13 protein-coding genes and 1 pseudogene are annotated in these 14378 nt (G+C 41.0%); 10 read left to right on the top strand and 4 right to left on the bottom strand.

All coding sequences use genetic code 11. From position 1 onward, the window contains the following. Window positions 1-113: 113 nt before the first annotated feature. The 7 genes from ACRWSG_RS13475 (at window position 114) to ACRWSG_RS13445 (ending at window position 6362) form a co-directional block, all read left to right on the top strand. On the top strand, window positions 114-1223 hold the full coding sequence (locus ACRWSG_RS13475) for a TolC family protein (protein ID WP_462166520.1): 1110 nt from the start codon (window positions 114-116) through the stop codon (window positions 1221-1223). Window positions 1224-1296: 73 nt separating this feature from the next. Further along, window positions 1297-1572 carry a hypothetical protein gene (locus ACRWSG_RS13470; RefSeq protein ID WP_462166518.1) on the top strand — a complete coding sequence of 92 codons (276 nt, stop codon included), beginning with the start codon at window positions 1297-1299 and terminating at the stop codon, window positions 1570-1572. Continuing rightward, window positions 1569-2123: an OmpA family protein gene (locus ACRWSG_RS13465; RefSeq protein WP_462166516.1), complete on the top strand. Its 555-nt coding sequence runs from the start codon at window positions 1569-1571 to the stop codon at window positions 2121-2123. The genes ACRWSG_RS13470 and ACRWSG_RS13465 overlap by 4 nt, the downstream gene beginning before the upstream one ends. A gap of 72 nt (window positions 2124-2195) precedes the next feature. Beyond that, window positions 2196-4304 carry a type I secretion system permease/ATPase gene (locus ACRWSG_RS13460; protein ID WP_462166514.1) on the top strand — a complete coding sequence of 703 codons (2109 nt, stop codon included), beginning with the start codon at window positions 2196-2198 and terminating at the stop codon, window positions 4302-4304. Between the two features lie 25 nt (window positions 4305-4329). Then, window positions 4330-5751, top strand: a complete 1422-nt coding sequence (locus ACRWSG_RS13455) for an HlyD family type I secretion periplasmic adaptor subunit (RefSeq protein ID WP_138618713.1) — start codon at window positions 4330-4332, stop codon at window positions 5749-5751. Between the two features lie 22 nt (window positions 5752-5773). After that, window positions 5774-6199, top strand: coding sequence for a hypothetical protein (locus ACRWSG_RS13450; protein ID WP_462166970.1), 426 nt, complete (start codon window positions 5774-5776; stop codon window positions 6197-6199). Then, complete coding sequence (locus ACRWSG_RS13445) at window positions 6090-6362, top strand: response regulator transcription factor (protein WP_462166949.1); 273 nt, start codon at window positions 6090-6092, stop codon at window positions 6360-6362. Before ACRWSG_RS13450 ends, ACRWSG_RS13445 begins: the two co-directional genes overlap by 110 nt. On the opposite strand, the gene ACRWSG_RS13440 is transcribed toward ACRWSG_RS13445, so the two are convergent. The 3 genes from ACRWSG_RS13440 to ACRWSG_RS13430 all read right to left on the bottom strand — a co-directional run bounded on the left by ACRWSG_RS13440 (window position 6359) and on the right by ACRWSG_RS13430 (window position 9598). After that, complete coding sequence (locus ACRWSG_RS13440; RefSeq protein WP_462166512.1) at window positions 6359-8317, bottom strand: bifunctional diguanylate cyclase/phosphodiesterase; 1959 nt, start codon at window positions 8315-8317, stop codon at window positions 6359-6361. The two genes, ACRWSG_RS13445 and ACRWSG_RS13440, sit on opposite strands and share 4 nt — an antisense overlap. 87 nt (window positions 8318-8404) lie before the next feature. Then, complete coding sequence (locus tag ACRWSG_RS13435; protein WP_462166511.1) at window positions 8405-9019, bottom strand: transglutaminase-like cysteine peptidase; 615 nt, start codon at window positions 9017-9019, stop codon at window positions 8405-8407. 120 nt (window positions 9020-9139) lie between these two features. Next, window positions 9140-9598, bottom strand: a complete 459-nt coding sequence (locus ACRWSG_RS13430) for an LPP20 family lipoprotein (RefSeq protein WP_054554372.1) — start codon at window positions 9596-9598, stop codon at window positions 9140-9142. A 110-nt stretch (window positions 9599-9708) separates the two neighbouring features. Here ACRWSG_RS13430 and ACRWSG_RS13425 point away from each other — a divergent pair, with 110 nt between their 5' ends. After that, entirely contained in the window at window positions 9709-10899 is a 1191-nt protein-coding gene (locus tag ACRWSG_RS13425) for a flagellar assembly protein FlgT (RefSeq protein ID WP_054554371.1), read from the top strand. On the opposite strand, the gene ACRWSG_RS13420 is transcribed toward ACRWSG_RS13425, so the two are convergent. Beyond that, window positions 10882-11781 carry a LysR substrate-binding domain-containing protein gene (locus ACRWSG_RS13420; protein ID WP_194442586.1) on the bottom strand — a complete coding sequence of 300 codons (900 nt, stop codon included), beginning with the start codon at window positions 11779-11781 and terminating at the stop codon, window positions 10882-10884. The genes ACRWSG_RS13425 and ACRWSG_RS13420 overlap by 18 nt on opposite strands. Window positions 11782-11890: 109 nt before the next feature. Here ACRWSG_RS13420 and ACRWSG_RS13415 point away from each other — a divergent pair. Both ACRWSG_RS13415 and nhaD read left to right on the top strand, forming a co-directional pair. Then, window positions 11891-12621 (top strand): annotated as a pseudogene (locus tag ACRWSG_RS13415) (glutathione peroxidase). A gap of 232 nt (window positions 12622-12853) precedes the next feature. Continuing rightward, on the top strand, window positions 12854-14287 hold the full coding sequence (gene nhaD / locus ACRWSG_RS13410; protein WP_462166510.1) for a sodium:proton antiporter NhaD: 1434 nt from the start codon (window positions 12854-12856) through the stop codon (window positions 14285-14287). Window positions 14288-14378 lie beyond the last annotated feature (91 nt).

Genomic DNA, 14378 nt, shown 5'->3' with positions numbered 1-14378 from the left:
AAAACAATTAATAAAAAACTAAAAGCAACACAAAAGTATCATTTGCAGTATTTGAAATTGTTGGCTAAACCTTAACTTAGCGTGAATAAAAATTAGTCTAAAAAGAGGATCATATGGCTATAAGCAAGCAGTTCACTAGCAAAAAGCTCAGCGCTTTACTTATTTTAATGTTTGCAGCGAATGGAAGTATATTCGACGCACAAGCAGAACAAACCTCTGTAATGCCTTTGCATTATGTATCTGATAAAGCAATTTCATCTAACCCAGAAGTACAACAAGCTTGGCATGCATTTAAAGCATCAATGTATGGCATTGATGCTGCTCGTTCAGGTTATTTACCAACCGTCGATGTATCAGCGAGTGCAGGTTATGAAAAACGTAACTACGGTATTGAAGATGAATACAACCGCAATACCGCAGAGCTCACATTGGGGCAAATGCTATACGATGGTTTTAGAACATCGAACACAGTTAAGCGCTTTGAACGAATTCAACTGATACGTTATTTTGAACTACTTGATCAAGCTGAAAAAATTGCACTTCAGGCAAGTATTGCTTACCTAGATGTGCAAAAGTTCACTGAGTTAGTTGAGCTTGCTGAAAATAACTTAAAAGAGCACGAGGCTGTCTATCAGCAAATAGAGCAAAGCGTTGATGCTGGTGTTGCTAGAGCAGCAAATCTTGAACAAATTAATGGTCGCCTCTCGCTTGCGCAATCGAATGTTATGACAGAGTATGCAAACTTGCATGATGTAAGTGCTCGTTATTTACGCATTGTTGGAGAGCTGCCAACAAAAGGAACTGCAAAAGCAAGACTAAGTGATGATGCAATTCCCATCACCATCAATCAAGCACTTGATATAGCTTACAAAAGCAGCCCTAACTTTTACGCGTCTCTGTATAATATCGAAGCGCAAAAAGCGAATGCTGATTCACAACGCTCCGCATTTCATCCTAATGTAGATTTATCTGCACGCTACGGAATGCAAGATAGAGATGAGTTAGGTTTAAATGAAACTCGCTCTGAGGCAAGAGTTGGTATAGATATTCGCTACAATTTATACAATGGTGGCTTAGACAGTGCGAATCTTGATCAAGCCTATCAAGAGATTAATGTTGCTAAATATCAGCGCGACCAAACCTGTATTGAAATTAGACAAAACCTTCAAGTTGCTTATAACAATGTGCAGGTTTTACAAAATAAGAATCCCTTCTCTTGCTAGTCATAAAGAGTCATCTAATAAAGTAAAATATGCCTATAAAGACCAGTTTGATATTAAAAGAACGTTACTTGATGTGCTTGACGCTGAAAATGAAGCATTTCAATCAAATCGTTCTTATATCGCGGCTCTATATGACAGACAGTCAGCTATTTTAACTATGCTTGCGGAAATGGGGAAATTACTCGACACGCTCAACGTTACATCCGACAAGTTTCCAAAAATTACAGAGTTAACTGATGACCCAATTGCATTAAATGCAGACAGTATTTGTCCAAAATTTGATGTAGCTGCAACGATTGGCAGACAAGCATTCTTGCAGAAAAAAAACAGCAAGATAATGCATATATGACAGTAACCGCTATGCCTAGCTACTTAACTATGCCGGCAGCTCCTGTCGAAACAGCTACGACATTTGCCGATGATGATAATGATGGTATCGCAAATGCGCAAGATGAATGCCCATCTACGCCTGCATTTACGGAGGTTGATGAAAAAGGCTGCACAAAGTATCGAAGCAACACGAGTAATGTAGAGATTGGCATTCCTTTTCTCGCAGACTCAAGTGTTGTGCGCCCTCAGTATATGCAGGAAATAGCTCGACTTGCTGATTTCTTAAAAGAACACCCCAACAAAAATGTTGAAATTCAAGGGCATGCTTCCCTTGAAGGACCAGCCCTTCACAATAGAAAGCTCTCTGAAGAACGCGCATCTTCGGTTGCTGAGATATTAATCCAGCAATACGGTATTGCCCCAAACAGAGTGAAATCGCTTGGTTATGGTGTTGATCAACCAAGAATAAATGAGATTTCAGTTAGAGCAAATGCTGCAAATCGTCGCATTGAAGCAGTGATAACCGACGCAGGTAGCCGCCCAGCAGTCATGAAAGATGGCTGGTCGTAAAGCTCATGGTGAATTTGATACCAATTCGCTTAATTTAGTATTTTTGCGCATTGGTATAAGTATGGATATTGTATGCAAGAAACTGATGCTCAAGATCATGGTGGCAGCCTTGTTGACTGTTTAGAAACCCTATGCCGCTATCATGATCGAGAATTTTCTCGTGAAACATTATTAAGCGGTTTACCCCTTGAGAACGGCTTATTGACTCCGTCAGGTTTTTCACGTGCCGCTAAACGTATAGGCTTTAAAACTAAAATTGTTCACAAACCCCTATGCGACCTTAATACAGCTTTGTTACCTGCGGTGTTAATCCTAAAAGGTAATAAAGCCTGTGTAATTACTGAGCTTGATATCGAAAACGACAGCGCTAAGGTCATCTACCCTGAATTAAATGACTCCGCCGTTAAAATCAGTATTACAAAACTTTCTGATAGCAGCACAGCAATGGTTATTTATGCACAGCCCGAATTCGCTTTTGACGCACGCTCCCCTGTACTACAAAAATTAGCCAAAGATGGCTGGTTTTGGGGAGTCATCAAAGAGTGCAGAAGTTTATACAAAGATGTAGTCGTTTCTGCCATTGCATTAGGCGTATTATCAATTGCGATGCCGCTTTTTGTTATGAATGTGTATGACCGAGTTGTACCCAATCATGCAGTAGAAACCCTATGGGTGCTGGCAAGCGGTGTTTTAATTGCACTCACCGCAGATTTTATTTTACGGTTAGTTCGAAGTTACTTTGTGGAGCTGGCAGCAAGTCGTATTGATGTCAAAGTTTCAGCTGTCATTATGGAACGCGTACTTGGCATGAAACTAAAAAACCGCCCCGCTTCTGCAGGTTCGTTTGCAAGTAATATTCAATCATTTGAAGCGGTCAGAGGCTTCTTTAGCTCTATGACCCTTATTGCGCTTGTCGATTTACCTTTTGTTTTACTCTATTTAATTGTAATCGCGATCATTGGCGTCGAATTAAGCTTACCAATAATCGTCGGGGCTTTGATATTGCTCTGTTACGCATTAGCAGCCCACCGAAAGCTTGAAAGCCTCTCAGAGCAAACAATGAAAGCAAGCTCTATGCGCAATGCAATTTTAGTTGAAAGCTTAACTAATATTGAAGATGTAAAAAGCTTTCATAGTGAGTGTAAAACTCAGTCCAATTGGGAGAAATCAACAATTTACATTGCTCGCGTTAACGCGCAAAGCCGCTTAATTTCATCTTCTATCAGCAATGCAGGTTCATGGGTTCAGCAATGTGTTGGGGTCATAATTATGATGGTTGGCGTACATCTCATTATTTCCGGTGACCTCACTCAAGGAGGGCTCATTGCAGCCTACTTACTTTCGTCGCGTACTATGGCTCCAATTACCCAATCTGCTGCTGTGCTAGCTCAGTTTCATCATGCCGCAATTGCAATGCATTCACTCAATGAAATTATGGATAATGAAGTTGAACGCCCAGCCGGCAAGCACTGGCTAAGTCACCCAGTACTACTGGGTGATATTGAATTTAATGATGTTCGGTTTAAGTACTCTCAAGAAAGCAATGAAGCATTAAGTGGTGTTAGCTTTAAAATAAAGTCTGGTGAAAAAGTAGCGATTCTTGGTCGCAATGGCTCTGGTAAAAGCACAATTGAAAAATTAATTCTCGGCCTGTATGAACCAACTTCTGGCAGTATCTTAATAGATAATAATGATATCCATCAGATCAATCCTGCCGAGTTACGACATAACATTGGCTATGTACCACAAACAATTTCTTTATTTTTTGGCACCCTTAAAGACAATATCACCCTTAGTGCATGGCATGCTAAAGACGAGCAAATTTTATCTGCGTGTCAACAAAGCCAATTATTTGAGTTAATAAACTCACACCCAGATGGTTTTGACCTACAAGTGGGTGAACAAGGCCGGCTACTTTCTGGCGGGCAGCGCCAAGCTGTTGGGATTGCACGTGCGCTTCTGAACAATCCGCCCATCTTACTGATGGATGAACCCACATCAGCACTTGATCACAATAGCGAAAGTAAAATTATTAACAATATTAAGCGCAACTGCCAAGAGAAGACCCTAATTGTCGTCACTCACAGAACCTCATTACTCGAGCTGGTAGACCGCATCATTGTACTTGATAACGGCAAAGTGGTTGCTGATGTCCCAAGGCACAGGTGTTATCGGCTTTAAATAACCATACAGTAGGAAAAGTATCATGAGTAATAAAAACTTACCTATTGAACAACGCTCATTTGAGCATCTAAACAAGGTGCTGGAAAAGCAAAAAGCAAAACGTCCCTCTATTTTCTCTAAGCTTTTTTCCGGTTGGTTATCACCGCCAAATAGTCAAGACTGGGTCGTTGACGCACAATGGGAAAAAATGCAGCAACAACCAGCAAGTGCCCGATTACTGCTTTACATTATCTGTATCAGTATTGTTGCGCTTATTGTTTGGTCGGGATTTGCTCACCTTGATGAAGTAGCCAGAGGAGAAGGCCGTGTAATCCCATCTCACAAGTTACAAATAGTGCAGTCGTACGATGGTGGTATGGTCGAGCAGATATTTGTACGTGAAGGACAAGTTGTTAATGCAGGTGATGTTTTAATAAAAATTGATCCCACACGGTTTATTTCTTCATTTAGAGAAAACCAAGCTAAGGTACTGTCTTTGACTGCTAAAGTTGAGCGATTAAGAGCACTTACGCAAAAAAAACCTCTGCTATTTGCTGCCAGCTTGATAGAGCAAGCACCGGACGCGGTTCTACATGAACAAGCTATTTTTGAAAGCAGTAACAAAGAACTGGAGCAACAGGTTACCATTCATAAACGCCAATTAGAGCAGCGTCGACAAGATTATGCCGAAGCTAGGGCTGCATTACAGCAACACACGAATTCATTGAGTTTAGCTAACCGAGAGTTAGCAGTAACTCGCCCCCTACTTCGCACAGGTGCGGTATCAGACATAGATATAATTCGCTTAGAGCGCCAAATTGTTGAACATACAGGTGAAATAAATCGAACAAAAGCGGCAATAAATCGTAGCCTATCAGCTATAAATGAAGCAAAAAACAAAGTCACCGAAGTTGAGCTTGCCATGATAAATCGCTGGAGTAATGAGCTATCAGAAGCCTTACTCAGGCTTGATGCAATGAAAGAAACTGAGTCTGGACTTGCTGACAAAGTTGCACAAACGGAGATCCGCTCCCCCGTCAATGGAACGGTTCAACGCCTATTAGTCAACACAGTTGGCGGAGTACTCCAACCTGGCAGCGACGCAATTGAAATTATTCCACTCGATGATCAATTGGTTGTTGAAGCTAAAATTCTACCTAAAGACATTGCTTTTTTACGCCCAGGTCAAGCTGCAATGATTAAATTTAGTGCTTATGATTTTGCGATCTATGGCGGCTTAGAGGCTGAAGTTACTCATATCAGCGCTGATACGATTACAGATGACAGAGACAATACATTTTACTTAGTGCAGCTTAAAACAAATCGTAATCACTTTGCAGACAACCTAACCATCATTCCGGGAATGACTACACAAGTCGATATTATTACCGGTAAAAAAACGGTTCTTGAGTATTTATTCAAACCAATTTTGCGTGCAACGTCGCTGGCAATGAGTGAACGCTAGCGGGCTTTTTAATGGAGTAATCATGCGTCGCAGTATTTTTATTACACAAGATGATTTGCAATCGCCTCACTGGCTAAATGCATTTCCAAATTGCGTAATTCAGACAGCCTGTCCTAAGAAATTATTAGCAGACACATTAGTCTGGTTACTTGCAGACTCTGCGGATTGGCAAGTGCAGCTACAAAAATTAACCGCACAACGACTACCCGTGATTGTGATGACAACTCAGCTGGATATTCAACAACTGTGTGATGCACTGCAACTTGGTGCACGTGGATACATTGAAGCATTTGCAAACAAAACTGTCATCGAACAAGTTGCTGAAACCGTTAACGCCGGTGGAATTTGGCTTCCTGGGCAATTACTTTCAAACTTGGTTGGCGTGTTATCAGGACAAGCAATTAACTATCCGCATCAATGTGATTCTGAGTTCTCTCACCAAGCGTGAAAAACAGGTTGTTGATGAAGTTATAAAAGGTGCAACCAACAAACAAGTCGCGCAAGTTTTAAATATTACTGAGCGCACTGTCAAAGAGCACATGAGCTCAATTTTTCACAAATTAAAGGTACGCGATCGAATGCAATTAATGCTTGCTGTGAAGGGTCATTAAACTGACTCTTCAACCGCAACAACACCATCAAAACCAAGCCCTTTTAAGGTTGATTGATCACTTGGGTTTTTAACCCCTTCAGCAACAACCTTAATCCCTAGCGAGTGAGCTAATGAGCATACCCCTCTCAAAAAGCTTTGGTTTGAGTCATTAAAACTAATGTTATGACAATAAACGCTATCTACCTTTATCATCTCAAGGCCAAGCTCTTGGATTTTAGTTAATTTTGTAAACTCAGCCCCAACGCGTTTTAACGCAACTTTTGCACCTATGCTATGCACCTGACTGCAAAAACGCCTGAATAACGGTAAATCTTTAATGGCAGTGTTTGCTCGTACCTCAAAGCAAATTCGCTTAGCAAGTTCAGGGTAAGCACACAATCCTGTCAAAATTGACGCTACGGCCATATCATCATGTAAGGTACCTGCTGAGAGCTCCATCCCCAGCAAGGCACCGTCTGTTAACTCACCATATTGCTTAATCATCAATTTCATTAGGCTCCAATCAAGCCGCGCTAGTAATTGAAGTTTGTGCGCCCATTGATAGTAAAATCCTATTCCGTACTTCTCTCCTTTGAGCAATAAACTCAGTGAAATTTGTTGTTGTAGAAGAACGTCGCTGAACGAGGTAACGGGATATAATGCAATTTCTAGTTGGTTTTCTTTTAATGCTGATTCTATCGTTTCTCGCCAAAAATTAAGGTCATCATTTCTAAGCTCAGCAGTACCATCTACAGTAAAGTGGGCATTACAACCAGGCTTTGAAATCGCCACTTTTAATAAGCTATCAACCCGTTTTAACAGCGCTCCTCGCGTATCGTTGGTAGTAACTAAACTGCAACTATGAGATACAGCAAGATCCACCTGTGCGTACTGAGCAACTAATTGCTGATGAGACTGCAAAATATTGTCACTCAACAGTGTTAGATCACTCACATCAGAAAATAACACCAAAAAGTCGACATGCGACATTCGCGCAATATGGCTCTCTCTAAAGCTATCTTCATTTGACTCTAGAAATGCAACTAACGACTGCGAGAAAAGACGTAAAAACTCGACCATCTCTACACGTCCAACTTGCTCTGTTAGCTCGTCAAGATTAACCACCCTAAAAAGGAATAATGCGCCATGCCCTTGTGTATTATCTAAAAAGGTATCTAAGGTCGCATTAAAATACTCACGATTTGCAAGCCCAGTCAGGTCATCGTGCTGGCTCTTAAAACGCATTTCTTCAAGCCTTTGACGGTCTTCTTTCACAATGCGGCTAAAACGTGTAGATAGTAAGTTCATTGAAGAAACTAATTTGGCAAACTCGTATGTTCTAGGCACCTTTGATTTAATAAAGCGCTTTTCTCCTAACGCTATTGCTTGGCGCATTACATCGCTCAAAGGGCTTAAAATTTTCGATAAGAAGTAAGCGCTCGCTATACAAGCAACAACTGCAACAGCAAGAAAGCTAAAAAACAAATGCACCGAACTTTGCCAAAGCGCATCTTGTGTATGTTGACTATGACTTTCAACATATAAAGTACCATATTGCTGCCAACCATCACTGACAAGCGCAATGCCGGGTGCTACTTCAAGAGAATATAAATGGCGGAACCAGCTCGGTGCATCAAGCACTAACTCGCCCTTAAATGCACGTTTTATAATAGTCTCACCATTCGGATCTTTTAATTCAATACGTTGGTAATAACCTGTATCAAACGACGCCGAAAGAAGCAGTTCGATTTCCACCGGGTCCTTATCCATTTGACTCAACATTAGCGCTAATGAATTTGCATTATCTACATTTTTCATTTTAAGTTCGGCTGTAAAATAGTCTTTTGCCGAACTTGTACTAATCAGCAAACTGCTAATAAAGCCAATAATGATCACCACTAAAATGGCAATCCATAACTCTTGTTTCAAAGTAATGGTTTTTTTGCGTTTAAACGCTTTAATTATATTCACCATTTAACTCCTTCTTTACGAGTTTGCTCTAAAATATGTCGCCAACGTGATAGCCTCGCTGTCGGATCGGCTACGCTTTGTGCTGAATTGTTAGCCCAAAGGTCCCTTACTGTTAAAGCTGAAAACAGGACTAAGGTCGGTGCGCTTTGCAGCAGGCAACACTTTTACGATTAAGCTGTCTAAAATAAGTGGTTGTGCATTGGGTTGACTGTAATAACCCAACACCATGTGGGCTTGGGTCTTCCTAGTTCCAGGTAATTGCGCTTTAACATAAATCAATCGAAGCTTGGTGTCGCTTATACCCAAAGCGCGTAAGCTGACGTACTTAGCAATAGCATAATCTTCACAATCACCAAGCCCTGTTCCCATTGTTTCTAGTGGGGTTGCCCAATAATCATTTTGTTTCCATAGCTGGATATCAGTTTGATAACGTAAACTACGCGCAAAAAAATCATTAACGACTAAAATTTGCTGTTGTTCAGGAAGATTTTGAGCATGCTGTAACATGCCTTGCCATTGCCTTGCGACAGTAACTCGCGTGGCACCGTAGCGTTGCTGCATTTGTTGAATAAAGGTTGAGAACTCGATCACTAAGCGCTCAGCTAAAGCACCGCTAGTGACGCAAAATAGAATGACAATTGAAGAAGATAAAAAGCGGTAACGCCCAATAAAACGACAAGCAAAGATACAAGCCTTAGATAACATAAGGCATGCCTTGAAGATATTCAGCTTGAATGTAATCGTGTGTGTTACCCATTATGCTTTAATAAAAAAATATGATTTTTAAAGCATAGCACCCAAGCTGAAACTATGAGAATTTAAGCGCTAATAATACGTTACTTTTTTTACCTGTCGAGGTTTTACTTCGCCGATGTATAAATCGTGGACACGCTTCATATCGAGCTGCAATTCAGTTGCATAGGTATCGCCTACTGCATAAGTCTTGATCACCTGTGCACCTTTGATCACACCTTGTACTTGGCTTTGTAATTGATCATTATGTGCGATACTGTTTTGCACTGTGGTACCTGCGGAAATTTTTTGCCCGTAAACTTGCTCAGCAAGCTCTCGATACGCTTCAAGCTTTGAGGCTTTAATCGCAAGAAGGGTACGCTGCGATTCATTATTACCAGGTTGAGCACTAATAGGCGCATAACCCACGGCTTTTAGCACTGGGTAGCTATCTGGCTCAATGTAAGTGTATTCTACATGTTTATCAAAAATACTACTGCAGCCGGTTAATGCTGCGCAGGCAACCAGCCCACCGAATAATAATGCTCGCATGATTTATTTCCGCTTAAAACTCTTTGGCTACAAATATGCACGTTTAATGCCACTGTGGTACAGTCCTTGCTCGTTAAGGTTATTCATTGGTTTTAATGCTAGGTGTCAGCATGAAAAATAAAACAAGAGCCAACTTTAAGTGGTTCGCTTTAGCCTTTACAATTTTGTTTTCTAACAATAGCTTAGCGCAGTGGTTTGAATCTACAGGTCATGCTGTTATAAAAAATGGCGATACGAGCCAAGCCAAATCTGCCGCTATTAAAGACGCCATAACTCAGGCGTTAGTGTTTTCTGGCGCTCGAGTTAGCTCAGTACAAACCCTCGTTGACGGGGTTTTGACGCAAGATCAGCTAAAAATAAGCAGCCACGGTGAAATCCAAAAAATAGAACTGATCAGCGAAGACCGCCATAACGACACCTATGCTATAACGCTTCGCTTAGATATTTTTGCTCAAGCAGAAGAATGCCCAGCAAACCAATACACTAAATTTATTGCCGTGACACAAAGCCAACTGGCCAACCGCGAGCAAGCGCGCATGGGCCAAATTTTTGACGTAAACAAAGCTATTAGCGAACACCTCTATGCCAGCTTAAACAATACGCAAATGGCTGCAAAGCCAACAGCCTATTACAATATCCCACTGCGAGTAGATCATTTTTTCACTCAGCAATACGATTACAGTAATGCGCTACTTGAAGAGATCACTAGTCGCAGTAACTCGCAATATGTATTACTGAGCCGTATTCGTGACTTATCGGTTAACCATAAGATCAACAACGATTATGCATTTTGGCAAGATGACAGTTTCAAGCGTGCATACAAAGTAGATTACGTATTATTTGATGGCACCACTTACGAAAAGCTCTGGCAAAAAAGCTACCAAACAGAAGGCATTTGGCCGTATAAAAAGACTGAGATCATCGATGTATATAGCGACCGATTTTGGGCAACTGACTATGGCCAAGCTATCAGCGATATAAACCAAACCCTAACCTATGACTTACAAGCAGCCATGGCCTGCTTACCCACGCAAGGAAAAATACTGCATATCGAAAACGATAGGCTAATCATCAACTTGGGTAAGGCGCACGGGATTGAGCAAGGGCAAATTTTAAATATTGCCCATCATAATTACCTAACGGATGCTCAGGGTAATAAGCTTCCGCATAAAATCACCACACTTAACCAGGTAAAAGTAACTCAGCTTTATCAGCAATCAGCGGTAGCCATAAGTATTGATCAGCAACCACTACCAAACATTCAAATAAACGATATTGTTGAATTAGCTACTAGCGAGTAAATGAGCTTGTAGTCCCTTATGAGCATTTAGCCAGTCGGCTAATTGCTCAACGCCTGCTATATGTGGGTAATGCTTACGGGTTGCAATAACAACTTGGCGCTGCTGATTTGGTGTAATTGCTAAGTACTTTACTCCTTCACGTGGTGTACAAGCAAGCTTAGGAACAAAAGTTAACCCATCATCCATTGCCACCAGCGCGAGTAAGGTTTCAATACTATTGCCTTTATATTGATTTGACACCTCAACCCCTGCTGAAAAGCAAAATTGTTCTGCTTGATCTTTAAAGCAATGCCCTTCATTTAGCATCAATAAATCACAACCTTGTAATTGAGCCAGCGCAACCTCAGGGCATTTTGCTAATGCATGTTGTTCAGAAACCGCTACTAAAAAATCTTCTTTATAAAGCGGTGACACATGATAAGGCGCTAAATCAGCCACATCAGCAACAATGGCAATATCAATCTCACCATTATCAAGCGCTACAAGCGTTTGTGCTGTTTGCATTTCTATAAATGAAAACTGAGTTTCACTAAAGGCTTGCTTCATCGATGTTAGCAGCGTTGGCAGTAAATAAGGCGCAATGGTAGGAATAATACCGACATTTATTTTACCTTTAAGTGGGTCGTGTGAGCTGGTAGCTATTTCTTTAAGTACCTGTGTTTGCTCTAAAATAACTGTGATCTGTTTAAGTAGTTGCTCACCTTGCACAGTCAACGTAACCTGCTTAGTTGAACGGTCAAAAATAACAACACCCAACTCTTGCTCAAGCTTTTTGACCTGACCACTCAATGTAGGCTGGCTGACATAGCACGCATCGGCAGCTTTTCTGAAGTGCTTATATTGTGCAACCGCTTTTACGTATTCAAAGTCTTTTAAATTCATACCACACCATCAATAGTTTTTACCTATCATACTAATACAAACAAACGATTGGAGCTATCATAAATTAAATTGCATAATGGCACTCAACAAATCAAGAGGAATCAAAACAATGTTAAACAATATCGAAAACGCCAAAGAGTACCAAACGTTACATTCGCAACGCGTGTAGACGAGCAGTGGAAATCAATAACCACTGACGAAATTTTTGAAGGTAAAACGGTTGTGTTATTTGCATTACCTGGTGCATTTACACCAACATGCTCATCAACTCACTTACCACGTTATAACGAGCTTGCAGCTGTATTTAAACAAAACGGCGTTGATGACATTGTTTGTATTTCTGTAAACGATACATTCGTAATGAATGCATGGGCTCAAAACCAAGAAGCGCAAAACATTACTCTATTACCAGATGGTAACGGTGAGTTTACCGACGGTATGGGTATGCTCGTTGATAAAAACGACTTAGGTTTTGGTAAACGCAGCTGGCGTTATTCTATGCTGGTAAAAGATGGCGTTATCGAAAAAATGTTTATTGAGCCACAAAAGCCAGGTGACCCGTTTGAAGTATCTGATGCAGATACCATGCTTGAATACATTAACCCAGCACAGGTAAAACCAGAATCAGTGAGCATTATTACTAAGCCTAACTGCCCGTTCTGTACCAAAGCTAAAGCGCTACTAGAGGCGAAAGGTTATGTGTACGAAGAAATTGTATTAGGTCAACACGCTTCACTAACGAGTTTAAAAGCAATTTCAGGTCGTGAGACAGTGCCGCAAGTATTTATAGGCGGTGAGCACATTGGTGGCTCTGACGATTTAGAAAAACACTTTGCATAATTTTCAAGTTGGGGCTGCTCGTTGCAGCCCTTTATTATTTTAAAACCTCAACCAATTGATTAAATTACAAATTATACAACTGGTCTGCTCTCGCCATCACCCATATTTATATTCAAAATACCAACACCTTAGTTACCAAATTGTTACATAAAGCCAAGAATAAACTTAAAATGTCTGCAGCTACATTTACTCAAACCGTAACGAATTTAAGATGAATTAAGTGGAATATACAATGAAAAAACTATTACAAGGACTGATCCTATCCTTGCTATGTTTCGGTGGCCAAGCTCATGCTGCGTCAACTGGTACTATCGATTTACTCACCCATCCTGTTGGCATTATCTGCCTTGTTATTTTTATCTTTGCTTATGTGCTCGTCATACTCGAAGAAAAAATTCACTTACGCAAATCAAAACCCGTATTAGTTGCAGCCGGGATTATTTGGACCCTTATTGCTTGGCAATACAGTGCACAAAACTTATCTGATCTTAGCACCGACGCATTTCGTCATGCCTTGTTAGAGTTTTCAGAGTTAATGCTATTTTTGCTCGTTGCGATGACCTACATTAACGCCCTAGAAGAACGCCGTTTATTTGATGGTCTAAGAAGCTGGCTAGTTGCGAGGGGCTTTAGCTACAAACAATTATTTTGGATAAGTGGTGTACTGGCATTTTGTATTTCACCTGTAGCCGATAACTTAACAACCGCCCTACTTTTATGTGCTGTGGTAATGAAAGTTGCAGCAAATGATAACCGCTTTATTGCTATGTCATGCGTAAATATAGTGATTGCCGCTAATGCCGGCGGCGCATTCAGCCCATTTGGTGACATCACGACACTGATGGTTTGGCAAGCTGATGTTGTTGCCTTTACCGAGTTCTTTGTTTTATTTCTGCCAGCTTTAGTCAGCTATATTATTCCTGCCTTTGTTATGTCTTTATTTATCAATAACCGTCACCCTGATACGGACGATGAAGATATTGAACTTAAACGCGGTGCGCTTCGCATATTGTGCTTATTCTTACTGACAATTTTAACCGCCGTGGTGCTAAAAACCGCCTTTGGTTTACCGCCAGTTGTGGGCATGATGATGGGCCTTGGCTATTTACAGTTTTTTGGTTACTTCTTACGCGTGACACTCCCCGGCTCTCTTGCCAGAAAGCGTGCGATGGCAGAGCGTGAAGGTGATAAAGAGCGCTTATCTCGCTTAGGTAACGTTGTTCCTTTTGATGTATTTAGCCGTGTATCGAGAGCAGAGTGGGACACGCTCTTGTTCTTTTATGGCATCGTTATTTGTGTTGGTGGCTTAGGGTTTATCGGCTACTTAGCGCTACTTTCTGATTTACTTTATAACAACTGGTCTGCCACCGGTGCGAACATTATTCTTGGTTTAATGTCAGCGGTAGTCGATAACATTCCAGTGATGTTTGCAGTGTTACAAATGATGCCTGATATGTCGCACGGTCAATGGCTGCTTATCACGCTAACAGCTGGAATTGGTGGTAGCCTGCTATCAATTGGCTCTGCGGCAGGAGTTGCATTAATGGGTCAAGCGCGAGGGATCTACACCTTTAATAGCCACTTAAAATGGTCGCCGGTCATTTTACTCGGTTACTTTGCTGGAGTATTAACTCACTTATACCTCAATACTGCCTACTTCGGCTAAACTTCTGTAATGTCAAAGTTAAACCCTAATCACTCTTAGGGTTTTAACTTTAAACACTCGATAATGAGCAGTTACAAACGACAGTGTCATA

This window comes from Pseudoalteromonas sp. GB43 (assembly GCF_054923805.1).
The sequence above is the reverse complement of the archived record's forward strand: the minus strand, read 5'-3'. Positions and strand labels throughout refer to the sequence as shown.